Origin of the sequence: Halarchaeum salinum (assembly GCF_039520965.1) — an archaeon.
Classification (GTDB): domain Archaea; phylum Halobacteriota; class Halobacteria; order Halobacteriales; family Halobacteriaceae; genus Halarchaeum; species Halarchaeum salinum.
Map to the genome: position 1 here is coordinate 99,095 of NZ_BAAABL010000042.1, position 23,354 is coordinate 122,448.

Genomic DNA, 23,354 nt, shown 5'->3' on the forward strand with positions numbered 1-23,354 from the left:
CGACACCGGTGTTAGCTGTTGGGGCATCTCATCTGCCGACACGTCGCGGCGTCCCGTCGCCTCACGCCTGCCTCGCCCGGCGTCCCGTCACCTCACGCCCGAACCGCCCGGCGTTGCGCTCGTCGAGCGGGCCCACGGGCATCGACTCACTCCTCGTCCGTGAAGCGCGTCTCGACGCTGTTCGCGTGGCCCTCCAACCCTTCCGCGTTCGCGAGCGTCGTCACGGTCCCACGGAGGTCCGCGAGTGCGTCTCGATCGAGGCGCTGCACGGTGCTCGCACGGAGGAACGTATCGACGCTCAGTCCGCCGGTCACTCGCGCGCCCGCGTTCGTCGGGAGGACGTGGTTCGTCCCGGTCGCGTAGTCGCCCGCCGCAACGGGCGTGTACGGCCCGAGAAAGACGCTCCCGGCGTCGTCGATCCGATCCAGGATCGCCTCGTCGTCGTCGGCCTGGATGGAGAGGTGTTCAGCAGCGTACTCTTCCGCGAACAACACGGCCTCGCTCATCGAGCGCGCGTGGAAGACGCCGCTGGCGTCGGAGTCGAGCGCCGCTTCGATGACGTCGGCGCGCTCGCGCTCATCGAGGTGCGCCGCGACGGCCGCAGAGATCGCGTCCGCGGTGCGCTCGTCGTCCGTCACCGCGACGACGGACGCGTTGGGATCGTGTTCGGCCTGTGCGAGCAGGTCGGCGGCGACGTAGTCGGGATCTGCGGTCTCGTCGGCGACAACGCAGATCTCGGAGGGACCAGCCAAAAAGTCGATCTCGACGTCCCCACGCACTTCGGCCTTCCCCGCAGTTACCCACTTGTTGCCCGGTCCGACGATCAACTGGGCGCGATCGACCGTCTCCGTCCCGTAGGCGAGTGCGGCGATGGCCTGCGCGCCGCCCGCGGCGTACACTCTGTCCGCGCCCGCCGCGTGACAAGCCGCGAGCGTCACGGGGTGCATCTCCTCCGCAGGTGGGGTTGCAACCGCCACTTGCTCGACGCCCGCGACTTTCGCGGGGACGACGGTCATGATGACGCTGGAGGGGTACGTCGCCGCCCCGCCCGGGGCATACGCGCCGACGCGCTCGACTGGCCGGAACCGTCGCCCCAATTCGCGTCCATCGAACGTCTCCGTCCAGTCCGCCGGCATCTGGGCCTCGTGGAACGCCCGGACGTTCCCGATCGCGGTCTCGATCGCCTCGCGGACGTCGTCGTCGATGTCGTCGTACGCGCGCTCGGCTTGGTCGGTGACGTCGATGTTCCCGACCTCGACGCCGTCGAACTCGCTCGCGAACTCGCGGAGCGCGGCGTCACCCTCCGTACGGACGCGTGAGACGATGTCGCTGACGTCCTCGCGGACCGCGTCGATCCCGGCGTCGCGCTCGAACAGCGCGCGCCGTCGCGCCGGCCCGAGATCCGCGAGCGCCTCGGCTTCGATGGTCATACCCGATACGTCGCGCGGGCGGCGGTAAACCGTTACGCTACGCGGGATGGGCGAGAGAGCGCACGCGACGGTCACCGGCAGGCCACCACCTTATTGCCCGAGGCGTTCGCGACATCTGCCCGTGGGATCGACTCACGAGAACGGGGAAGCAAACACGAACAGAGCCGGGGAGACACCGGCGCAGGTCGGCCATCCCGAGGAGGTCACGGACGAGACGACAGTGACCGAGGAGGGGACGGAACTCGAACGCTCGATCGGTCTCACAGGCGGGATCGCCATCGGCGTCGGGACGATGATCGGCGCGGGCATCTTCGTCTTCCCGGGGATCGCTGCGGGACGCGCCGGTCCGGCGGCCGCCGGGTCGTTCGCCATCGGTGCCGTCATCGCCCTGCTGGTCGCGCTTCCCGCCTCCGAGCTCGCGACCGCGATGCCGAAATCCGGCGGCGGCTACTACTTCATCTCGCGGGCGCTCGGGGCGCTCCCCGGCGCGGTCGTCGGTATCAGCATCTGGCTTGGGCTCGTCTTCGCGACCGCGTTCTACCTCGTCGGCTTCGGCAACTACGCGGTGGAGATGCTCCAACAGGCCGGCCTCCCCACGGCCATCGCGGGTATCGGTGTCGTCACGCCGCTCGCGCTCGTCTTCGGCGTGCTCCTCACGATCCTCAACCTCGTCGGGACGGAGAACGCCGCCAAACTCCAGAACTACGTCGTCGGCCTCCTGCTCTCCATCCTCGTCGCCTTCCTCGGCTACGGCGGGCTCGACGCGCTCGGCGTCTTCGGGACGCAGACGACGCCCGAGACGTTCATGCCGTTCGGGGTCGCCCCGGTGTTCACGACCGCGGCGCTCGTCTTCACCTCCTACCTCGGCTTCGCGCAGGTCGCGACGGTCGCCGGCGACATCAAAAAACCCGGCCGGAACCTCCCGCTCGCGATGGTCGGCTCCGTTCTCATCGTCGGCGTGCTCTACGTCGCCACGATCTTCGTCGCGACGAGCGCGATGGGCTACGAGGCACTCCGGCAGGCCGGCGAGACCGCCATCGTCAACGTCGCGAATCAGTTCCTCGGGCCGGTCGGCGTCGTGGCCATCCTCCTCGCCGGCCTGCTCGCAACTGTCTCCTCCGCGAACGCCTCCATCCTCTCGACATCGCGTGCCGTCTTCGCCGTCAGCAAAGACGCGCTCATTCCCGAGCAGGCCAGCCGCATGAACCTGAAGTACGGGACGCCACACGTCGCGCTCGCCATGGCGGGCGGGCCGGTCCTCGTGCTCGTTGCGCTCGGCGAGACCGAGGTGCTCGCCGAAGTCGCCTCCTTCCTCCACCTCATCATGTACGGGCTGATGTGCGTCGCGCTCATCGCGATGCGCCGGAACGAGCCCGAGTGGTACGACCCGGATTTCCGCGTGCCAGCCTACCCGCTCGTCGCGGGTCTCGGCGCGATTTCGAGTTTCGGCCTCATCTTCTTCATGCAGCTCGCGTCGCAGATCATCGGCGTCGCCATCATGATCGCGGCCGCCGGATGGTACAAGTACTACGCGAGCGACGTGACGCTCAAGGGGGTGCTCTAGATGTCCGAGACCGATCTCGCGATCCGTGAACCGCCGAAGGTGCTCGTACCTGTCGAAGTGCTCGAAGGAGAGTCGATCTCGTCGTCGCTCGCGGCGTTCCTCGCGCCCGCGGACGTCGTCGTCCTCGGCTATCACGTCCTCCCCGAGCAGACCCCGACCGAACAGGCGAGCATGCAGTTCGAGGACCGCGCACGGGAGGCCGTCGAGGACCTCGCCGCGGTCTTCCGCGAGTCTGGTGGCGACGTCGAGACGCGCGTCTCGTTTACCCACGACCGCGACCAGACCGTCGAGCGCGTCGCTGCCGAGGTCGGCGCGACTGCCATCCTCCTCCCGAACCCCGTCAGTGAGGTCTCCGACATCGTCGTCCCGTTCCGCGGCGCGATTGACCACGAGCGCCTCGCGGACCTCGTCGCCACGCTCCTCGCAGACGGCGAGGGGACCGTGACGCTCTGGGGGATCGAAAGCGGCGGCTTCGACGCCGAGGAGACCGTTCAGCACGCCCGAACGAGCCTGCGCGAGCGCGGCCTGGACGCCGCGCGGATCACGACGGAGACGACCGTCGCCGAGTCACCGATCCGCGACATCGTAGCGCGCTCCGCGGCGTTCGATCTCATCGTCATGGGTGCCGGCGAGGAGTCGCTCTGGTCCGCACTGTTCGGCGAGGACGCAGAACGCGTCGCCGAGGGCGCTGTCGCGCCCGTGCTCGTTGTGCGCGAGCGCGAGGCGTAACGCGCCTTTTCCCGCGCTCGCACAGCTCAAACGAACGGCGGCGAGAAAGTTTGTGTCTCGATGGTTCTGAACGAGAAACGAGGGTATCTGTTCGGCGGCCGAGCGGTTCGGAGTCCGCGCGAGCCGAAGGCGAGTGCGGGTAAGCGAGAACCTCGGCCTCACCGAGGACCCGGAAGGTCGCCGATTCACTCTTGCGAACGAACGTGAGCGAGGTCGAGGAGCGACTGAAAGGAACGACGACGGTTTTTGTCGCCAGAACGGCGTAGCTAGCCGTTCTGGCTGGACGGCGGGAAATCGCTGATTTTCCGCAGTGGTCGAGTTTTTGCAAACGAGCGTAGCGTGGTCGATAGACGCAACTCGTCGCGTCTTTCGGCATCCCACGAGACGCGAAGCGTCTCGTTCACGACTGCAAAAGGTCGTATGTACTGCCCGGAACACTAACGACCGGCCTCATCCCGAGGCGGCGTGCCGCGTCGGCCGGGAAACCCTCGTGCCGGGCAGGATCGCCGCGGGGTCAGTTGGGCCCCACGGGGGGCGTGACGTGCCCTAATCGCGCGGTCCCTCGCGGAACCGCGGAATGCTGCGCACCCGGGTTCTCCACGCGTCATCGCACCCAGAGTGGGCGGGCTCAGGTGGGGACTAAAGGCGCGCGTCCGGGTCTACGAGCGCGGTGCGTTTGAGGGCTGCGCTTACGCGTGGGCGTCGACGTCGCGGGCGTCCTCGTCGAGCTGGTAGACTTGCTCGCGGGTCTCGCAGACGCCACAGACACACTCGGCGTAGCCGGCGTCCGCGAGCTCGGCGAGCGCGTTGCGCGCTTCGTCCTCGTCGATACGGGCCTCGCTCGCCACCTCCGCGGGCGAGAGGGGGCCGCGGTTGTCGAGGACCACGCGGGCGAGCTTCGCGTGGCACGAGAGGGAAACGGTGCCGCTCATACCGCGACGTTGCCGATGCCCGCCAAAAACCCTTGCCTTACCGGCGAGGACGGTGTCAGCCGAGAGTACGGGCGGCGCTCGCGGCTATCGACACGAGGAACGTCGTAGCGGCGGGACGACGACGCGGAGCGGGACGACGCAACGGACGACATCCCGCAAATGGGTGCGACGCCGGCAGACCGGAAGTAGACGTTCGTCCACCGTTCCGAGCCGGCACAAAGCTTGATAACGTATGGCATGCTATTAGCGAGCATGGAGCAAAAACAACTCGACGTCGATCGGTACGTCCCGAGCGACTACCTCAAACGCCAGCTCCTCGCCGGGGAGATCGAGACGCTGACGCTCCACGAACGCGTCGCCAACCCGGGCGACACCTTCGAGATACACGGCGCGACGTTCGAGATAACGGCCGTCGAAGTACGTGACGCGGCGGACCTAGACGTTCCCGACGAGGAGGGGAACGCCGTCGTCCACTTCTTTGAGCGTGTGTCCTGAGCCGACTCAGCAATTTCGAGGCGGAGCCCCCGGCCTCACGGAGTGAGGGCTTCCGACTGGTCGGAAGCGCGAAGCGAGTGGGCCGGGGAGGAAGCCGACACTCATGACACAACCCACGAGCCAATAGCTTCCCGACTCCCGAATCATTAAGTACCGATAGTCAAACATCTGAACTATGGAGGTCAGACGTACCGCGCCGGTCAAACTTGTCGTTCCTGACGAGTACCACGACGACCTCCACGAAACCGCCGAGCAATTCCGTTACTGCGCGAACGAAGCCAGTGACTACTGCTGGGACAACACCAGCTACGAAGACTGTATCACCTCGAACGTGCCAGCGAGAAACGCCCTGTATGACCGGCTCCGCGAGGAGACTAGCCTCACGGCAAACCTCGTCCAAGAAGCCATTCGGCGTGCCGTCCACGCAGTCGATAGTGGTGTTGACCGCTGGAAGAAGGGCAAGCGGACGAACAAACCAGAGTTCACCTCGTGGAGTATGGTGTACGATAAGCGGAGTGCGACGTTCTACCGGAACAAAATTTCACTGTCAACAGTGAACGGACGCATTGAGTGTGACTTTGAGTTGCCAGCAGACAGCCCCACACCATATGAGGAGTACGTCTTGTCTGAAGGGTACGAGTTTCGAACGAGTACACTCCAGTACGACCAAGCGACCAACGAGTTTTATTTCCACGTCAAAACGCGGAAAGTAGACGGAGACGGTGACGCTATTGAAATCGAGGTTTCGGACGATACCGGGCACCAGACAGTCCTCGGAATCGACCTCGGTGTGAACAGTCTCGCTGTCGCCAGTACGGGGACATTCTGGAGTGGTGACAAGTATGACCACTGGATCCGAGAGTTCGAGAAACGGCGGGCGAAGATGCAACAGCGCGGCACACAAGCCGCTCACAACGCCGTCCTTCGACTCGGGAAACGAGAACGAGCATGGCGGAAACAGTATATCCACACCGTCGCCAACGAGATGGTTTCCGAAGCGGTTGCACAGGACTGCGACGTGATCGTGTTCGAGGAGTTAACGGATATTCGAGAGCGACTCCCTCACGCTGACTGGCATCATGTGTGGGCGTTCCGCCGTCTCATCGAATACGTCGAACACAAGGCACCACACCGAGGGGTGGCTGTAGAGCAGGTAGAGCCTGCCCACACGAGTCAACGGTGTTCTCGGACTGATTGTGGGTTCACGCACGAAGATAACCGCGACGGCGAGCAGTTCCAGTGTCTGAAGTGCGGGTACGAAATCAACGCGGATTACAACGGCGCGAAAAACGTCGGGCTCCGATATATGCGGAAGCGACAGCACAGCCTGCGTTCCTCGCCCACGTCGGGGGGCGCAGACGCACCAGTAGACGTGCGTGTAACTGGTGGGACGTTGAACGGTGACGGCTATCGGCCAATCGCCGACAGTTGAGTCCCGGGAGTCCACATCAAAGCCCCTCCCTCAACGAGCGAACCCCTTGCGGGTGAGCGAAGTAGGGTGGGGTGGTTTACAGCCAGCCGTTGCGATCGAGCAGTTCGCCGTTGAGCAGGGAGGCCCCGGCCGCCCCGCGGAGCGTGTTGTGCGCGAGCGTGTTGTACTGGACGCCCGCGGGCGTCTCCTGCACGCCGCCGGCTGCGACCGCCATGCCGTTCCCGAGGAACCGATCGAGACGTGGCTGCGGGCGGTCCGGTTCGTCGAACGTCTCGATCAGCGGGTCGGGCGCGCTGTGGAGGTCCTGCGTCGCGGCGTCGTCGAAGGCCGCGTAGATCTCGGCGACCGTCGGGTCGTCCGAGAGCTCGGCCCAGACGTTTTCCAGGTGACCGTCGAGCGTCGCGACGCGGTTACACGACGCCGATACCTCGACGTCGTGCCACTGCACCTGACTGCCGTCGAACTCGCCGAGGAGCTTGCGCGACTCTGTCTCCATCTTCTCCTCCTCGCCGCCGATGTACGGGATGACGTTGTCGAGGATCTCCATCGACGTCACGCCGGAGTAGCCCGCGCCGGAGACGGCCTGCAGGGTCGAGACGTGCACGCGCTCCAGGCCGAACGCGTCGAGCGTGGCGAGCGTCGGCACCATCGTGATCGTCGAGCAGTTCGGGTTCTTCACGAGCGCGCCGTCCCAGCCACGATTGTCGCGCTGGACCTCGATGAGGTCGAGGTGGTCCGGGTTGATCTCGGGAATGACGAGGGGGACATCGTCGGCCCCGCGCTCGTTCGAGGAGTTCGAGGAGACGACGTAGCCGGCCTCGCAGAAGTCCGATTCGACGCGCTCGGCGACGGAGGAGGGGAGCGAGGAGAAGATCAGATCGACATCGTCGGGGACAGCCTCGGGCGTCGTCTCGACGACTTCGACGTCCGCGACGGCCTCGGGGATCGGCGTGTCGACGCGCCACTTCGCGGCCTCGCGGTAGGGGCTGCCGGCCGAATCGGCCGACGCGGTCAGGGCGGCGATCTCGAACGTCGGGTGGTCGGAGAGGAGTTGGATGAATCGCTGTCCGACGGCACCGGTCGCTCCGAGTACGGCAACGCGTGTCATCACCTCACGAAATGTGTGAGGGCGACAAAGTGGCTTCGATTTCGACGCTCAGTTACGCTTGTGCGTGATGTAGCCCGCGATGCGGTTGCGGACTTCCTTGGACTCGATGTTCGTGAGCTCGGAGACGGCGTCCTTGTTGTGCTCGAAGTCCTGGCGGCTGAACGCGTCCGGATATCGTTCGAGGAGGATCTTCCCCGTCTTCTTGACGTAGTCGGGCTTGATGGCCATGGTCGGGGTTCGACCGGCGGGCGTTAAAACGTTCTGTATTCGACTCCGCCGGACGCGGTCGCGAATCGTCACTCGTCCGCGAACCACGTCGTGACGGCGTCGCGAACCCGCACCCTGACCGCGCGGTTGTCGCTCGGCCGGCCGATCGAGACCGCGTCCGCGCCGTAGGCGAGGTATTCGCGGACCGTCGCGCGGTCTCGAACGCCGTTGTTGGCGATGAGGAAGCCATCGAAGGCGTCGCGAACGCTCGCGATGGTTTCCTCCGAGTCCATCGCGTCGACGTGCAGAACGTCGGTACCGGCCGTATCGAGGTCACGCGTGAGTGACGGGAGGTCGACACCCGGTACCTCCGCACGGACCTTGACGCTCGTCGCCGCGCCCTCGTCACTCGCGGCCGTGACAATGTTGCACAGCCGGTCTGTGTCCGCGAGCAGCGTCTCGCCCGCGCCCGCCGCACACATCTCCGACTGCCGGCAGTGGGCGTTCACCTCCAGGATCGCGTTACGCGCCGCGCAGACCCGTGCGACCGGCCTGATCGCGCCCGGCGTCGTCGCCCGGACGTTCACGGCCGCGTCGATCGGCGAGTCGGCGAGGCGGTCGAGTTCGTCGGCGACGAACGCCACGGGATTCGCGGGGAGGAATTCGGTACGGTCCCGGTCGGCGGCCATCCGCTCCGCCGCCGTTCGCGTCGGGTCGTCGACCGCGATCCCGCCGAGGAAGGCGAGGCCGGCCTCGCGGCTCGCGGCACGCGCCCAGTCGGCGTCCGCCTCCCCGGAGAGGCTGGCGAGCGCGACCCGCGGATGGAAGTCCACGTCACCCATCGACGGTCTCCAGCGCCTCCGCACAGGCCCGCGCGACGCGCGCCGCGTCCGCGCCGTCGTCCATTCGGGTGTCCGTGCGGACGACCGGCCGATCGAGCGCGGTCGTGTCCGCCGTGTCGAGCACGAACGCGTCCGCGAAGTCGTAGGCCGCGGCGACGCCGGCGGTACTCGGCTCGCGGCCAGTCGCGCGCATGAGGTCGTCCGCGGGCCCGCTGAACACCTCGTCCTCGATGAACGGGGAGACGGCGACAACAGCCGTCTCGTGAAGGGCCTCGCGCACGCCATCGAGGGCGATCAGCGGCCCGATACTCGTCACGGGGTTCGACGGGCCGACGATCACGGGTCCGTCGCGGAGCGCGTCGAGTACCGCGTCGGTCGCGCTCGCCTCGGCGGCCCCGCGGAACTCCACGTCCGCGATTTCGACGTCGGCGCGCCGTTCCACCCAGAACTCCTGAAAGTGCATGACGCCCTCCGACGCGTGGCTCGCGGCTTCACCGCTCGCACGTTCCGCGTCGTCGCTTCGCTCCGACGCGTGGCCCGCGGCTTCACCGCTCGCACGTTCCGCGTCGTCGCTTCGCTCCGACGCGTGGATCAGCGTCGCCACCGGGTCGTCGCTCATCGGGAGAAGCGTCACGTCGAGGTCGAACGCGTCGGCGAGCGTTCGGGTCACTTCGGTCAGCGTCCGCCCCTCGTCGAGGAGGCTCGTCCGCAAGAGGTGGACGGCGCGATCTCGATCGCCGATGGTCATGAACTCGCGCGCCGCGGAGAAGCGTCGCCAACGCGCGATCTCGCGGCCGTTCGTCTGCGCCTCGGCGTCGAGGTAGCGCGGCCCCGGATCGAGGCCCGCGCGGTCCGCGAGGCGTTCGAGTTCGTCGTGGGTCTCGTGGGTATCGCCCGCGATTCCCCACCAGAACTCCCGGTCGAGGACGCCACCGCGATCGAAGAGCACCGTATCGAGATCTGGCGAGACGAGGAACCCACCGAGTTCGACGTCGTCGCCCGTGTTGGCGACCACAGTCGTCTCGGCGGGATCGAAGACGTCGGCCGCACCGGCGAGAAGCTTGGGGGTTCCGGTCCCCCCGGAGAGGAACGTCGGCATGGGTCCGGAGAGGGGCGGCGGCGAGTAAACGCTTGCGTCGCCGGCGCGCCGACCGGGTTACGCCGACGCGTTTGCCGTCGTCGTGGTCGACGTGGTCGTTTCGTTAGACGTCGACGTGGTCGTTTCGTTAGACGTTGACGTGGTCGATGTCGTCGTCGTGGTCGCCGACTCATTTGCGTTCGGCGTCGTGGTCGACGTCTCGTTGGCGAAGCGCTGCTCAGCCTGGCTCAGCCACGCGGGCGTCGGATCGGTCGAGCCGACCTCGGTGTACGTCCGGGTGGAGTCGAGCGTGGCCTGGTCGGTCGCGACGTGGAACTGCTGGTGCTTGACGAGCCCGTCGCTCGTGATCCCGAGCCGGACGGTGACGTTTGCCTCGCTCGCGTTCCCGAACGCCGAAGTGTTCGCGATGGGCAACGTCGTGGGGTGCGCGACGTACGTGTGGAGGGTACTCCCGTCGAACTGTGTCGTACCGTTGTACGTGAAGTTCGCGCGGTCGGTGAGGGAGGCGACACCCGGCGAGACGTACCCGCTCGCGTTCACGGAACGGAGCGCGCCCTGCGCGTACGCGGTCCGGTTGCCAGTGGTGATTCGCGTGTAGGCCGTCCCGTTCGGCCCCTCGTACACTTGGCTATCCTGAGCGCCCTGGAGGAGGCGGAGGGAGTATGCCCCGGTGTCGAGGTCCGCGCGGATCGTGGTCAGACGCGACGCCGATTGGCCACTCGCGTAGCTGGCATTCGTCTCGGTTCGATATGTGAAGCTCCCGGCATCGCGGATCGTCTCGACGTGCTGTTGGTCGACCTGCGATCCGTTCAGCGGGGTCTGGTAGGGCTGGGCAGTCGTCGCGTCGTCGCCGCTCTGCGGACCGGAGATCGCGCTACAACCCGCGAGGGCGACGAGCGCGACAAGGCAGAGGGAGATGAGGACGTTCGTGTGTCGCACGCCCCGGACTCGGGACGCTGCCGGGTATAAACTGTCGATCCACAGGGTACCCCCGGCGGTTTTTGTAGGGTGGCGCGCGAACGACGACCCGTGACGACGATCAAGGACAGCGTCCACGACCACATCGAGGTGGCGGGCGTCGCGTCCGCCCTCCTCGACACGCCGCCCGTCCAGCGTCTCCGGCGCGTCCAACAGCTCGGTACCGCGAGCCTCGTCTATCCCGCCGCGAACCATACCCGCTTCGAGCACAGTCTCGGCGTCTACCACCTCGCCTGCGAGGCGCTCGACGGCCTCGGCGTGGACGGCATCCGGGCGAAACGCGTCCGCGCCGCCGCAATCCTTCATGACATCGGTCACGGCCCGTTCAGCCACGCGATCGAGGGATTGATCCACGACCGCACCGGGAAGTACCACGACGACGTCGACGACCTGCTCGCGTCCGGCGACGTCGCCCGCATCCTCGACGAACACGGCCTCGATCCCGCCCGCGTCGCTGCGATGGTGCGCGGCGAGGGCGACCTCGCGGGGATTGTCGCGGGCGAACTCGACGTTGACCGGATGGACTACCTCGTCCGTGACGCCCATCACACCGGCGTCCCGTACGGCACAATCGATCACGGACGCCTCGTCCGCGGGCTCACCATCCACGACGGCGCGCTCGTCCTCGACGAAGGGAACGTCCAGAGCGCCGAGTCGCTCCTGCTCGCGCGCGCCCTGATGAACCCCACCGTCTACAACCACCACGTCGCGCGGATCTCGACAGCGATGCTCAGACGCGCCACCGAGCGCCTGCTCGCGACGACGGACACCACGCCCGAAACGCTCCGCCGGATGGACGACCCCGCGCTCCGAATCGCGCTCCGCGAGTGCGACGCCAGCGCCGCGTTCGCCCGCCAACTCGATCAGCGTGACCTCTACAAGCGCGCCGTCTGGGCGGAGATGGCCGATGTGACTGACGATCCCTTCGACGACGACCCGCTTCTCGACGCCGATCGGGGCGAGATCCGCGCGTACGAACGCGAGATTGCCGCCCGAGCGGACGTCGAGCGCGACGCCGTCCTCCTCGACGTCCGCCCGCGTCCGACGATGCGCGAATCCGACTCGCGCGTCCTCGTCAACGGCGAAGTGCGACAGCTCGACGAGCAATCGACGCTCGTGCGCGCCCTCCAAATGGCCCAGCGCGAGCAGTGGCGACTCGGCGTCTACGCGCCCGCCGGCGACGTGGACGCGGTCGGCCGCGCCGCGGTGGACGTCCTCGGCCTCGATATCGACGGCGCGCTCGTCAGCGAAATGACGCGGGGACAGTACAGTCTGGACGAGTTCGACGAAACATAGTTTCGTCGGGCAATCGAATCTCTGATTCGCCCAGTTCGACGGGACTTACATCCCGTCCGTCCGTCGTGGTGAGCATGGAGCTAGAGGGTACGATCCTCGCCGGCCGCGACTTCGAGGCCGTGGAAGGCCGCGTCATCGTCGAGGACGGACGAATAGTCGCCGTGGAAGAGGCACCGACCGAGAGTGACGACATCGTCCTCCCGGCGTTCGTGAACGCGCATACGCACATCGGCGACTCGATCGCGAAGGACGCGGGCCGCGGGCTCTCGCTCGAGGAGCTCGTCGCGCCGCCGGACGGGCTGAAACACCGGCTCCTCCGCGAGGCGGAGCGCGAGGAGTTGATCAAGGGGATGCACCGCTCGCTCCGCTATATGGCCGAGTCGGGGACGGCGGCGACGCTGGAGTTCCGCGAGGGCGGCATCGCGGGCGTCGAGGCGCTCCGCGAGGCCGCGGCCGGCGTCGATATCGACGCGATCGCCTTCGGTCGCGACGACCCGGACGTCCTCGACGTCGCGGACGGATACGGCGCGAGCGGGGCGAACGATGCTGACTTCACCATCGAGCGCGGTCGAGCGCGCGACGCCGAGAAACCGTTCGCGATCCACGCGGGCGAGGTCGACGAGACGGACATCCATCCGGCGCTCGACCACGACCCGGATCTGCTCGTCCACATGGTCCACGCCGACGACGAGCATGTCGAGCGCGTCGCGGCGTCCGAAACGCCGATCGCGGTCTGCCCGCGTTCCAACCTCGTGACGGATGTCGGTCTCCCGGACATCCCCGAGTTGCTCGAGCACACGACGGTCGCGCTCGGGACGGACAACGTGATGTTGAACTCGCCCTCGATGTTCCGCGAGATGGCCTATACGGCGAAACGCTACGACGTGAGCGCAGTCGAGGTCCTACGGATGGCGACGACCGCGGGCGCGGAAATCGCGGAGCGAAACGACGGGCTGATTGAGGCAGGACGGGACGCGAACCTGCTCGTGCTTGATGGCGACTCGCACAACCTCGCGGGCTACCGTGATCCCGTGCGCGCGGCCGTCCGGCGCGCGAGCACGAGTGACGTGAAACACGCCACCCACGCGACGTAATCGGACGGGGACGGCCTATGGGAGACGGAGACGGCTATGGGAGGTCGAGTCACTCTGCGGGTCGGAGGTGTTCGCAGTCGCCGGCGTGGACGACGCGGCGTTCGGACCCGGTGTCGACGACGAGCGCGCCGACATCCGTCACGTCCACGGCGTCACCCACGATCGTCTCGGAGGGGAGCGTGACGCGCACGCGCTGGCCGAGCGTCGCCGCGTGCTCGCGCCACGCGTCGCGTGCGGCGTCGGGATCGGTGCGCAGGGCGTCGAAGCGCTCGAGGAAGCGCTGGGTGAGCACGCGGCGATCGACCGGGTCGCCGTCGCGCTCTCCGAGGAGGCTCGTCGCGTCCGGCGGGAGGTCGTCGGGTGCGACGTTCGCGTTCAGGCCGAGACCGAGCACGACCCACGAGACCTTCCCCGCCTCGCCCTCCATCTCGGTGAGGAGCCCCGCGAGCTTCCGGCCGCCGCGCGCGGCGTCGGGATCGGGGACGAGCAGGTCGTTCGGCCACTTGATGCGCGCGTCGATCCCGGTTTCGCGGACGGCCCCGCAGGCCGCGGCGCTCGCGGCGACGGTGAGCAGGGAGACGCGCGACGGCGCGAGCGCCGGCCGACAGACGACGCTCAGCCAGACGCCGCCCGTGGGCGACGACCACGCGCGATCGAGGCGACCGCGCCCGCCGGTCTGCTCGTCCGCGAGGACGACATCGTCCTCGGCACCCTCCGCGGCGAGGGCGCGCGCGCGGTCGTTCGTGCTCGGGATGCTGTTGTGATACTCGATCTCAAACGGCGCGTCGAGGCCGTACTCGACGGCGGGGCCGCCGAACTCCGGGACTTCGTCGAGGACGTAGCCGTCGCTCGCGCTCGTGATCTCGAAGCCGGCGTCGCGCAGCGCCTCGACATGCTTCCACACCGCGGCGCGCGAGACACCGAGACGCTCGGCGAGCGCGGGGCCGCCGATCGGGCCGTCGGCGAGCGCATCGAGGACCGCGCGGCGCGTGTCGTTCATGCACTGGGGTAGGGAGTGGATCCCCAAGAGTCGCGCGGCGCGTGCACCGCCGGCGTCATTCGATGACGACGATCGTATCGCCCATATCGACGCTGTCGCCCTCCGTGACGGCGACTTTGGAGACGGTGCCGCCGTGGGAGGCGACGACGTCATTCTCCATCTTCATCGCTTCCAGGACGACGAGGACGTCGCCCGGTTCGACGACGTCACCCGGTTCGACGTCGACGGCGAGGATCGTCCCCTGCATCTCCGCCGCGACCGTCTCGCCGCCACCCTCGACGACCATCCCCGTGTCGTCGTCCGTGGCGTACGCCGGCGGTTCGGTACTCCCGTCGTCGCCAACGGCGTCGAGATCGACGTCGCCGAGGGCGGGCGCGTCGTGGGCTTCGAGGTTCACCTCGAAGCGCTTACCGTTCACCTCGACGGTGAACTCGCGCTCGCTCGTCTCGTCGTCGCTCGCCGGGGTGCTCGCCTCGCTTCCCCACCGCTCTTGGGCTTCGAGGAGGCGCGTCTCGTCGAAGCGCTCGTCGAGGTACGTCGTCGTGTGCTCGCCGGCGACGAAACGGTCGTCGTCGAGCATCAGCCGGTGGAAGGGGACGACTGTGACGATCCCCTCGATCGCGTACTCGGCGAGCGCGCGCTTCGCCCGCGAGATGCACTCCGCGCGGTCGGCCCCCGAGACGATCAGCTTCGCCACCATCGAGTCGTAGTCGGTGACGAGGTCGTCGCCCTGCCGGAGCGCGTCGTCGACGCGAACGCCGATCCCCCCCGGCGGATCGTACGTTTCTAGACGGCCGCCGGTCGCGGGTGCAAAGTCGTCCGCGGCGTTCTCGGCGTTGATGCGGAACTCCATCGCGTGGCCCTCGGTGGCGACGTCGTCCTGGGCGAAGTCGAGTTCCTCGCCCGCGGCGACGCGGAGTTGCCACTTCACGATGTCGACGCCCGTGATCTCCTCCGTGACGGTGTGCTCAACCTGAATGCGGGTGTTCACTTCGAGGAAGTAGAACTCACCGCCGGAGACGAGGAACTCCACGGTGCCGGCGTTCACGTAGTCGGCGGCCGCGACGCCGCGGCGGGCGGCCGCGTGGATCTCCTCGCGGAGGTCGTCGTCGAGAGTCGGGCTCGGGCCCTCCTCGATGATCTTCTGGTGGCGGCGCTGGAGCGAACAGTCGCGCTCGCCGAGGTGACGGACGGCCCCGGATTCGTCCGCGAGCACCTGCACCTCGATGTGTTTCGGGTCCGCGAGATAGCGCTCGAGGTAGACCGAGTCGTTGCCGAAGTAGGCCTCACCCTCGCGTTTGGCGGCGTCGAGTTGCGCCTCGATCTCGCGCTCCTGCTCGACGACCTTCATGCCGCGCCCGCCGCCGCCGCCCTCGGCCTTGATCGCGATAGGGTAGCCGTGTTCGTCGCCGAACGCGCGGACCTCCGCGGCGTCGGTGACGGGCTCGGTCGTTCCGGGGACGATCGGGACGTCCGCCTCGGCCATCACTTCGCGTGCGCCCGTCTTCTCTCCGAGGCGACGCATCGACGCGGCGGAGGGGCCAACCCACGTCACGCCGTCGGTGTCGTGCACCCGTTCCGCGAAGTCGGCGTTCTCCGCGAGGAAGCCGTAGCCGGGATGGATGGCGTCCGCGCCCGCCTCCTCGGCCGCGGCGACGATGGCCTCGCCGTCGAGGTACGACTCGGCGGCGCGGGCCGGCCCGACACGATAGGCTTCGTCCGCGTATCGGACGTGGCCGGCGTGCTTGTCGGCCGCCGAGTAGATCGCGACCGTCTCGATACCGAGGTCTTCGCACGCCCGCATCACGCGCACGGCGATCTCGCCTCGGTTCGCGACGAGCACCTTCTCGAACATACCCCCGCTTTCCGACAGCGGCCACCTTAGCGTGTCGATTCTCGCTATCGACGATCGTCGGGAAGCCCGCGAGACGACACCCCTATATCCGCGAAGGCGCTCCTGGCGGAGGGGCATGACTCTCAGCGACAGGCTCGCCGCCATCTTCGACCTCGACGCACACGATACCGACCTCCGTACCGAAGTCCTCGCCGGCATCACGACGTTCCTCACGATGTCGTACATCGTCGTCGTCAACCCTGCCATCCTCGTCGCCGCCATCGACACGGGCGCAGGCGATGCCGCGACGATGCAGATGCTCGCCGTCGTCACCGCACTCTCCGCCGGGATCGCGACGCTCGTGATGGCGTTCTACGCGAATCGGCCGTTCGGCCTTGCGCCCGGTATGGGCCTCAACGCCTTCTTCGCGTTCACCGTGGTCGGCGCGATGGGCGTGCCGTGGGAGACGGCACTCGCCGCCATCGTCGTCGAGGGCGTCCTGTTCATCGCGCTCACACTCGTCGGCGCGCGCGAGTACGTCATCAAACTCTTCCCCGAGCCCGTCAAATTCGCCGTCGGCGCGGCGCTCGGGCTCTTCCTCGCCATTATCGGCCTCGAGAAGACGTTCATCGTCGTCGCCGACCCCTCGACGCTCCTCACGCTCGGGGCCGTCGCCTCCGACCCCGTGGCGATCCTCAGCGTCCTCGGGCTCTTCCTCACCTTCGGGCTCTACGTTCGTGGCGTCACGGGGAGCATCGTCATCGGCGTCGCCGTGACGAGCATCCTCGGCTGGGGCGCGGCCGCCCTCGGCATCGCCAGCCCGCACGCCTCGGTGCCACTCGCGCCGAGCCTCCCCGCCCCGACGTGGGATGTCTCGCCGCTGGCCGGCGCGTTCCTTCGCGGCCTCGCCGACCTCGACGCCCTCGCGTTCACCCTCGTCGTGCTCACGTTCTTCTTCGTGGACTTCCTCGAAACCGCGGGCACGCTCGTCGGCGTCAGTCAGGTTGGCGGCTTCCTCGACGATGACGGTGACCTTCCCAACATGGACGAGCCGCTGATGGCGGACGCGGTCGGAACGACCGTCGGCGGGATGCTCGGCACCTCCACCGTCACGACGTACGTCGAGTCCGCGACCGGCATCGAGGAGGGCGGTCGCACGGGTCTGACTGCGCTCGTCGTCGCGCTCGGCTTCTTCGCCGCGGTCGCCTTCGTCCCGTTCGCCGCCGCGATCCCGCAGTACGCGAGCCACATCGCGCTCGTCGTCGTCGCCGTCCTGATGCTCGGCAACGTCGCCGAGGTCGACTGGCACGATCCGACGCACGCCGTCCCCGCCGGCCTCACCGTCATCGTCATGCCGTTCACCTACTCCATCGCGTACGGCATCGCTGCCGGCGTCATCGCCTACCCGGTGATGAAAGCGTTCGCAGGCGAGCGCGCCGACGTCCACCTCGGCCAGTGGGTCCTCGCCGCCCTCTTCGCGGGCTACTTCGTCCTCCGAACCGGCGGCGTGCTCGGGAGCGTGTAGGGCCGCAGAAACGTCTCGAACCTCAGAAACGATCTGCGCGGCCCGCCGCGCTCCACGCGTCCGTCGGCGCGCCGTCCGGAACGCGCCGACCGCCGCGGCCGTCTGTCGCCGCCAAGCGACCGGCGAAGCGCCACTTCTCGCCGTCCCACGTCTCCTCGTCGGCACTCGCCGCCGCGGCCGCGGCGGCGAGCGTGGCACGCTCCTCGTCGAGATAGGCGCTCACGGCCGCAATCGCGGCGGCCGCCTCCGCGTCGCTCGCCGACGGGGGGGCCTCAACGGTCGGGTTCATAGCGGGATGTTGCCGTGTTTCTTGTCCGGGCCGTCCTCACGTTTCGTGGAGAGCATCTCCAGGTCGCTGATGAGGCGCACGCGCGTCTCGGCGGGCTCGATCACGTCGTCGAGGAAGCCGCGGTCCGCGGCCGCGTAGGGGTTCGCGAACTCCTCTCTGTATTCCTCGACGAGCGCGTCGCGGAGTTCGTCCTCGTCTTCGGCCTCCGCGAGCTCCGAGCGGTAGAGGACGTTGACGGCACCGCGCGGGCCCATCACGGCGATCTCGGCCGTTGGCCACGCGTAGTTGACGTCCGCGCCGAGGTGTTTCGAGGCCATGACGTCGTACGCGCCGCCGTACGCCTTGCGCGTGATGACGGTGAGGAGCGGGACGCTCGCCTCCGAGTACGCGTAGAGCAGTTTCGCGCCGTGGCGAATGATTCCCTCGTGCTCCTGGTCGGTCCCGGGGAGGAAGCCAGGCACGTCCACGAAGGAGACGATCGGAACGTTGAACGAGTCGCAAAAGCGCACGAATCGGGAGGCCTTCTCGGAGGCGTCGATGTCGAGTGTCCCCGCGTTCACGCGGGGCTGGTTCGCGACGATCCCGACGGAGCGGCCGTCGAGGCGCGCGAAGCCGACGACGAGGTTCTTCGCGTAGTCGGCTTGGACCTCGAAGAAGGAGCCCTCGTCCATCACCTCATCGACGACGTCCGTCGCGTCGTAGGGTTTGCGCGGTTCGTCCGGGACGATGTCTTCGAGGGCCTCGGGGCGTCGCTCGGGATCGTCCCACGGGTCGACGCGCGGCGGGTCCTCAACGTTGTTCTGTGGGAGATAGCTGAGGAGGCGCTTGATGTTGTCGAGGGCCCCCTCCTCCGTCTCCTCGGCGAAGTGCGCGACGCCGGAGGTCGCCGTATGCGTCGTCGCGCCACCCAGTTCGTCGAAGCCGACCTCCTCGCCCGTGACGGTCTCGATGACGTCCGGGCCGGTGATGAACATGTGGCTCGTCTCCTTCACCATGAAGACGAAGTCCGTCAGGGCGGGCGAGTAGACCGCACCGCCCGCGCACGGACCCATGATCGCCGAGATCTGCGGGACGACGCCGCTCGCCTCCTGGTTCTTCCGGAAGATCTCGCCGACGCCGCCAAGGGACTCGACGCCCTCCTGGATGCGCGCGCCCGCGGAGTCGTTGAGGCCGACGACGGGCGCACCGACCTCCATCGCCTTATCCATGACCTTACAGACCTTCTCGCAGAACACCTCACCGAGCGACCCGCCGTAGGCCGTGAAGTCGTGGGCGAAGACGAACGTCTTTCGCCCGTCGACCTCGCCGTAGCCCGTGACGACGCCGTCGCCGGGGAGTTTGTTCTCCTCCATGCCGAAGTTGTGCGAGCGATGCGTCCGCAGCGCGTCGAACTCGCGGAACGTCCCATCGTCGAGGAAGTAGTCAATGCGCTCGCGCGCCGTCATCTTGCCCTTCTCGTGTTGGGACTCGATGCGGGCCTCGCCGCCCCCCTTCTCGGCGCGGCGTTTGCGCTCGCGCAACTCCTCGATGCGCTCGTCCATCGTCATCTGTTGAATCCCGTTTCACCGGTCGTCGTCAAAAGGACACCGACACCGCGTCGCGGATCGAGGTGTGCGCCTCAGAAGACCGAGTCGGGCCGTCGGAGACCGACGACGGCGAGTGCCGTCAACACGACCGCGGCGGCGAGCACGGCCGACGAGGACGCGACGGTGACGCCAAGCGTGCTGAGCAGCCGGCTGATGACGGTGAACAGTAAGAAGATCGGGATCGGGACGCCGACGAAGAGGAGCCACGGCGACCCGGCAGCACGCCCGAGCGCGCCCGCGCCGGCCTCGTACTCCTCAAGGGCGTTCTTCCCAAGTACCCAACCGGCGAAGAGGAGGAAGCCGGCGAGGCCCGTCGGCATCAGGAGGTTCACGAGTGTGTCCGTGAAGAGGCTGAAGACGCTTGCGTCGAGCGCACAGACTGCGGCTCCAACGGCGACGACACCGGACATGATGGCGGTCGCCCGCGCCCGCGAGAAGTCGCGTTCATCGACGAGATAGGCGACCGGGATCTCCAGCATGCTAATCGAGGAGGAGAGCGCGGCGAGGAGGACGACCGCGAAGAAGACGACGCCGAGGACACGACCGAAGACGCCGAGCGTGGCGAACGCGCTCGCGACCGAGACGAAGATCGCACCGGGGCCACCACTCCCGACGTCGAGCCCGAAACTGAACAGCAGCGGGAAGACGAGCAGGCCCGCGAGGACGCCGACCGCCGTATTGAGGACGGCGATGGTGGTCGCGTCGAATGGAAGGGAGCGCTCCTCACCGAGGTAGGAGGCGTACGTGACCATCGTCCCCGTGCCGACGGAGAGCGTGAACATGGCCTGTCCGACGGCCGCCGGGAGGATGTCGAGGAAGTTTGCTCGGAGGTACGCGATGTCGGGCGAGAGGAAGAACGTGAGCCCATCCATCGAGCCGGGGCGGCTGAACGTCCATGCGATGAGCGCGATGAGGAGGACGACGATGGCGGGCATCATCACCTTCGTCGCGCGCTCGATCCCGCGCTCGACGCCGCCGTAGACGATGGCCGCCGTCGCGGCGAGGAAGAGCAGCGCGAAGCCGAACGCCGGGAGGCCGTAGTTCACGGAGCCGAAGTACGCGCCGGGCTGGGCGAAGTAGGCCCCCGTCACTGAGGCGGCGGTGTAGCGGACGAACCAGCCGCCGACGACGGTGTAGAACGAGACGAGGAGGACGGTCGTACAGACTGCGAGCAGCCCGAACGCGCCCCAGAGCCGCGAGCCGCCGGAGAGCGACCGGAGCGCGCCGACGGGGTTGCGCTTCGAGCGCCGCCCGATGACGAACGCCCCGAGGAGCCCGGGGACGCCGACCAGTACGATGATACAGAGATACAAGAGGAGAAACGCGCTTCCGCCGTTGTTCGCGGTCATCCACGGGAAGCGCCAGACGTTCCCGAGGCCGACCGCAGAGCCGACCGCGGCGAGGATGAACCCCACCTGTGTCTTCCACGTCTCTCGTGTCATGGCACGCCGTAGCGTGCAGGTGCTCAAGAGGGTTTCGTATGCCCTGTGGACGAGCGACAAAAGCGAAAAACCGCGTTCGAAACGCGAGACGCGCGGGCCCTCAGAAGTACGCGCCGGTCGTCAGACCGGTGTAGAAGTTCGTCACGCCGAGGTAGAGCGTGATGATGACTGCGATGGGGACGACGATGCGCACCCACCAGAGCCAGAGGGTCGTAAGCGGGGCCGTCCCGGGGATCGACCCGACGACGCTCCCCTGGCCGAGTTCTTTGATCGCGTCCGCGTCCACGATCCACCCGGCGAACAGCGCGATGAACAGCACTGCGATCGGAAGGAGGATGTTGAACACGAAGTCGTTGAACAGCCCGACGTAGCCGTACGCGGGCACGATCCCGATGACGAAGCTGACGAGCCCGACGCCGACGGCGACCTTCGGGCGGTCGATACCGTACCGGTCGACGACGTACGACGAGGGGGCCTCCAGCAGGCTAATCGAGGAGGAGAGCGCGGCGAACAGCAGGACGACGAAGAAGACGAGGCCGATGATCTGGCCGGCCGGAAGCTGGCCGAACGCGCCTGCGAGCGCGACGAACGCGGTGCCGGCCCCCGTCGAGCCGGTGAGTGCGTCCGTCGCGGCGAGAATCGGGAAGACGGCGAAGCCGGCGAGCAGCGCGACGATCGTGTTGAGGACGACGATGATCGCGCTGTCCGCGGGGAGGCTGTCGTCGCGGCCGAGGTAGGAGGCGTACGCGATCATCACGCCGAACCCGAGCGAGAGCGTGAAGAACGCCTGGCCCATCGCCGAGGGGACGATGGAGCCGACGTTGGCGGCGAGCACACCGAAGTCCGGCGAGAGGTAGTACGCGTACCCGGCAGCGGAACCGGTAAGCGTCGACCCCCACGCGGCGAGGCCGACGAGGAGGACGAGGATCGCGGGAATCATCACCTTCGTCGCGCGCTCGATACCGTTCGCGACGCCGCCCGCGACGATGGCGATCGTGATCGCCATGAAGAGGGCGTGTGCACCGATCGCGACGGTCCCCGAGGAGACGGAGCCGAAGAAGGTGCTGGCCTGTCCGAGGTAGCCGCCGGTGACGCTGCCGACGATGTAGCTGATCACCCAGCCACCGACGACGCTGTAAAAGGACAGCGTGATGAACGACGCGAAGACGCCGATAGCGCCGGCGAACGTCCAGTTCCCGTACCCCAGTTCGGAGAAGGCAGAAACCGCGTTCTGTTTCGAGCGCCGCCCGATGACGAACTCGATGAGCATCGTCGGGAAGCCGATGAGGAACACGGCAAACAGATAGACGACGAGGAACGCCGCCCCGCCGTTCGACGCCGTCTGGAACGGGAACGACCAGATGTTCCCCAAGCCGACCGCGCTACCTACCGCGGCGAAGATGAATCCGACGCGTGATGTCCAGGTCTCCCGTTGTGCCATATCTACTCACATGATGATGTGGGGAACTTATTAAGGGTATGTTTCCACGAAGCGCGGACGACGCTTCAGGGCTCGATGACGAGTTTGCCGAAGACGGAGTCCTCAACGACGGCCCGCTGTGCCTCTGCGGCCTCGTTGAGGGCGTACGTGCGCGCGACCTCGGGCGCGAGTCGGCCATCGGCGAGCAGCCCCGCGAGCCGGCCGAGGACGCGGCCGATGTCGGGTGTGTTGTACATGCTCATCAGCGAGACGGTGAGTTCTTTCGCCCGCGCCCCTGGGACGTCCGGGAGCGTCGCCGCCGGCTCGGTGTTGCCGAGCGCGACGAGGCGTGCGCCGTGTGCGGCGACGTCCGCGTCGAGACCGAAGTAGTCATTCAGGCGGTGATCGACGATCACGTCCGGCGCGCCCGCCTCCACGATGGCGTCGGCGAGATCGTCACGGCGATAGTCGAGGACCGTGTCCGCGCCGAGTGTCCGCAGTCGATCGTGGTACGCCTCGCTCGCGGTCGTCGTGACCGTTGCACCCGCGGCGTCCGCGATCTGGACGGCAACGTGACCGACGCCGCCCGAGCCGCCGTGGATCAGACACGTCTCCGCCGGTTCGACGCCGGCGTGGTCGACGAGCGCGCGCCACGCCGTGACGCCGACGACGGCGATTGCCGCACCCTCCGCGAACGAGACGCCGGCCGGGAGCGCGGCGAGGGTCCCGGCGTCCGCGGCGGTGTACTCCGCGTACGACCCCTGCCCGCTCGCGCCGATGCCGGTCCCGAACACGCGATCGCCCGCTTCCCACGCCGTGACGCCCGGGCCGACGGCGTCGACGACGCCCGCGACGTCGTCACCGGGGATCGCGGGGAGGCCGGGCAGCTCGTAGTCACCTTCGCGGTAGTAGGTGTCCACGGGGTTGACGGCCGCGGCGGCCACGTCGATACGAACCTCGCCGTGGCCGGGCTCGGGCGTCGGGACGTCGTCCTCGACCTGCAGTACCTCCGGGCCGCCGGTCTCGTGATAGCGGACAGCGCGCATACGCGT

At 67.8% G+C, this 23,354-nt stretch carries 21 protein-coding genes; 7 read left to right on the forward strand and 14 right to left on the reverse strand.

Features of this window, described 5'->3' with window-relative positions:
- Positions 1–146: 146 nt before the first annotated feature.
- Positions 147–1,424, reverse strand: a complete 1,278-nt coding sequence (gene hisD, locus ABDZ36_RS06290; RefSeq protein ID WP_343749263.1) for a histidinol dehydrogenase — start codon at positions 1,422–1,424, stop codon at positions 147–149.
- 127 nt (positions 1,425–1,551) lie between these two features.
- Between hisD and ABDZ36_RS06295 the strand changes: the two genes are divergently transcribed.
- Together ABDZ36_RS06295 and ABDZ36_RS06300 are read left to right on the forward strand one after the other, a co-directional pair.
- The gene (locus ABDZ36_RS06295; protein WP_343749245.1) at positions 1,552–2,994 is read left to right on the forward strand and encodes an APC family permease; all 1,443 of its coding nucleotides are present in this window, start codon (positions 1,552–1,554) and stop codon (positions 2,992–2,994) included.
- A complete protein-coding gene (locus ABDZ36_RS06300; RefSeq protein ID WP_211311219.1) occupies positions 2,995–3,723 on the forward strand; it encodes a universal stress protein in 729 nt (242 codons plus the stop codon).
- Positions 3,724–4,412: 689 nt separating this feature from the next.
- Here ABDZ36_RS06300 and ABDZ36_RS06305 read toward each other — a convergent pair.
- Positions 4,413–4,655 (reverse strand): hypothetical protein, encoded by a 243-nt coding sequence (locus tag ABDZ36_RS06305; RefSeq protein ID WP_211311220.1) that lies wholly within the window; start codon positions 4,653–4,655, stop codon positions 4,413–4,415.
- A gap of 252 nt (positions 4,656–4,907) precedes the next feature.
- Here ABDZ36_RS06305 and ABDZ36_RS06310 point away from each other — a divergent pair, with 252 nt between their 5' ends.
- The gene (locus tag ABDZ36_RS06310; RefSeq protein WP_211311221.1) at positions 4,908–5,150 is read left to right on the forward strand and encodes a hypothetical protein; all 243 of its coding nucleotides are present in this window, start codon (positions 4,908–4,910) and stop codon (positions 5,148–5,150) included.
- 175 nt (positions 5,151–5,325) lie between these two features.
- Positions 5,326–6,582: an RNA-guided endonuclease InsQ/TnpB family protein gene (locus ABDZ36_RS06315; RefSeq protein ID WP_211311222.1), complete on the forward strand. Its 1,257-nt coding sequence runs from the start codon at positions 5,326–5,328 to the stop codon at positions 6,580–6,582.
- A gap of 76 nt (positions 6,583–6,658) precedes the next feature.
- Here the strand turns inward: ABDZ36_RS06315 and asd are convergent, their stop codons facing one another.
- The 5 genes from asd to ABDZ36_RS06340 all read right to left on the reverse strand — a co-directional run bounded on the left by asd (position 6,659) and on the right by ABDZ36_RS06340 (position 10,777).
- Positions 6,659–7,690, reverse strand: a complete 1,032-nt coding sequence (gene asd / locus ABDZ36_RS06320) for an aspartate-semialdehyde dehydrogenase (protein WP_211311223.1) — start codon at positions 7,688–7,690, stop codon at positions 6,659–6,661.
- Positions 7,691–7,738: 48 nt separating this feature from the next.
- On the reverse strand, positions 7,739–7,918 hold the full coding sequence (locus tag ABDZ36_RS06325; RefSeq protein ID WP_211311224.1) for a 30S ribosomal protein S17e: 180 nt from the start codon (positions 7,916–7,918) through the stop codon (positions 7,739–7,741).
- 68 nt (positions 7,919–7,986) lie between these two features.
- Complete coding sequence (locus ABDZ36_RS06330; RefSeq protein ID WP_211311225.1) at positions 7,987–8,739, reverse strand: tRNA-dihydrouridine synthase; 753 nt, start codon at positions 8,737–8,739, stop codon at positions 7,987–7,989.
- Positions 8,732–9,838, reverse strand: a complete 1,107-nt coding sequence (locus tag ABDZ36_RS06335) for a 2-phospho-L-lactate transferase CofD family protein (RefSeq protein WP_211311226.1) — start codon at positions 9,836–9,838, stop codon at positions 8,732–8,734. Before ABDZ36_RS06335 ends, ABDZ36_RS06330 begins: the two co-directional genes overlap by 8 nt.
- Before the next feature lie 57 nt (positions 9,839–9,895).
- Positions 9,896–10,777, reverse strand: a complete 882-nt coding sequence (locus tag ABDZ36_RS06340) for a DUF7537 family lipoprotein (RefSeq protein WP_211311227.1) — start codon at positions 10,775–10,777, stop codon at positions 9,896–9,898.
- A 90-nt stretch (positions 10,778–10,867) separates the two neighbouring features.
- Between ABDZ36_RS06340 and ABDZ36_RS06345 the strand changes: the two genes are divergently transcribed.
- A complete protein-coding gene (locus ABDZ36_RS06345) occupies positions 10,868–12,112 on the forward strand; it encodes an HD domain-containing protein (RefSeq protein ID WP_211311228.1) in 1,245 nt (414 codons plus the stop codon).
- A 74-nt stretch (positions 12,113–12,186) separates the two neighbouring features.
- Entirely contained in the window at positions 12,187–13,206 is a 1,020-nt protein-coding gene (locus tag ABDZ36_RS06350; RefSeq protein WP_211311229.1) for an amidohydrolase family protein, read from the forward strand.
- Positions 13,207–13,255: 49 nt separating this feature from the next.
- Here ABDZ36_RS06350 and ABDZ36_RS06355 read toward each other — a convergent pair whose 3' ends face one another.
- Positions 13,256–14,206: a biotin--[acetyl-CoA-carboxylase] ligase gene (locus tag ABDZ36_RS06355; RefSeq protein ID WP_211311230.1), complete on the reverse strand. Its 951-nt coding sequence runs from the start codon at positions 14,204–14,206 to the stop codon at positions 13,256–13,258.
- A gap of 55 nt (positions 14,207–14,261) precedes the next feature.
- Positions 14,262–16,061, reverse strand: coding sequence for an acetyl-CoA carboxylase biotin carboxylase subunit (locus ABDZ36_RS06360; RefSeq protein WP_211311231.1), 1,800 nt, complete (start codon positions 16,059–16,061; stop codon positions 14,262–14,264).
- A gap of 115 nt (positions 16,062–16,176) precedes the next feature.
- On the opposite strand from ABDZ36_RS06360, the gene ABDZ36_RS06365 reads away from it, so the two are divergent.
- Positions 16,177–17,565, forward strand: coding sequence for an NCS2 family permease (locus tag ABDZ36_RS06365; protein WP_211311232.1), 1,389 nt, complete (start codon positions 16,177–16,179; stop codon positions 17,563–17,565).
- A gap of 22 nt (positions 17,566–17,587) precedes the next feature.
- Here ABDZ36_RS06365 and ABDZ36_RS06370 read toward each other — a convergent pair whose 3' ends face one another.
- The 5 genes from ABDZ36_RS06370 to ABDZ36_RS06390 all read right to left on the reverse strand — a co-directional run bounded on the left by ABDZ36_RS06370 (position 17,588) and on the right by ABDZ36_RS06390 (position 23,348).
- Complete coding sequence (locus tag ABDZ36_RS06370) at positions 17,588–17,854, reverse strand: DUF8022 family protein (protein ID WP_211311233.1); 267 nt, start codon at positions 17,852–17,854, stop codon at positions 17,588–17,590.
- The gene (locus ABDZ36_RS06375; RefSeq protein WP_343749264.1) at positions 17,851–19,395 is read right to left on the reverse strand and encodes an acyl-CoA carboxylase subunit beta; all 1,545 of its coding nucleotides are present in this window, start codon (positions 19,393–19,395) and stop codon (positions 17,851–17,853) included. The genes ABDZ36_RS06370 and ABDZ36_RS06375 overlap by 4 nt, the downstream gene beginning before the upstream one ends.
- Positions 19,396–19,472: 77 nt before the next feature.
- Positions 19,473–20,882: a sodium-dependent transporter gene (locus tag ABDZ36_RS06380; RefSeq protein ID WP_211311235.1), complete on the reverse strand. Its 1,410-nt coding sequence runs from the start codon at positions 20,880–20,882 to the stop codon at positions 19,473–19,475.
- Between the two features lie 100 nt (positions 20,883–20,982).
- Positions 20,983–22,323, reverse strand: a complete 1,341-nt coding sequence (locus tag ABDZ36_RS06385; protein WP_211311236.1) for a sodium-dependent transporter — start codon at positions 22,321–22,323, stop codon at positions 20,983–20,985.
- Positions 22,324–22,388: 65 nt separating this feature from the next.
- A complete protein-coding gene (locus ABDZ36_RS06390) occupies positions 22,389–23,348 on the reverse strand; it encodes an NADPH:quinone reductase (protein ID WP_211311237.1) in 960 nt (319 codons plus the stop codon).
- Between the last annotated feature and the right edge of the window lie 6 nt (positions 23,349–23,354).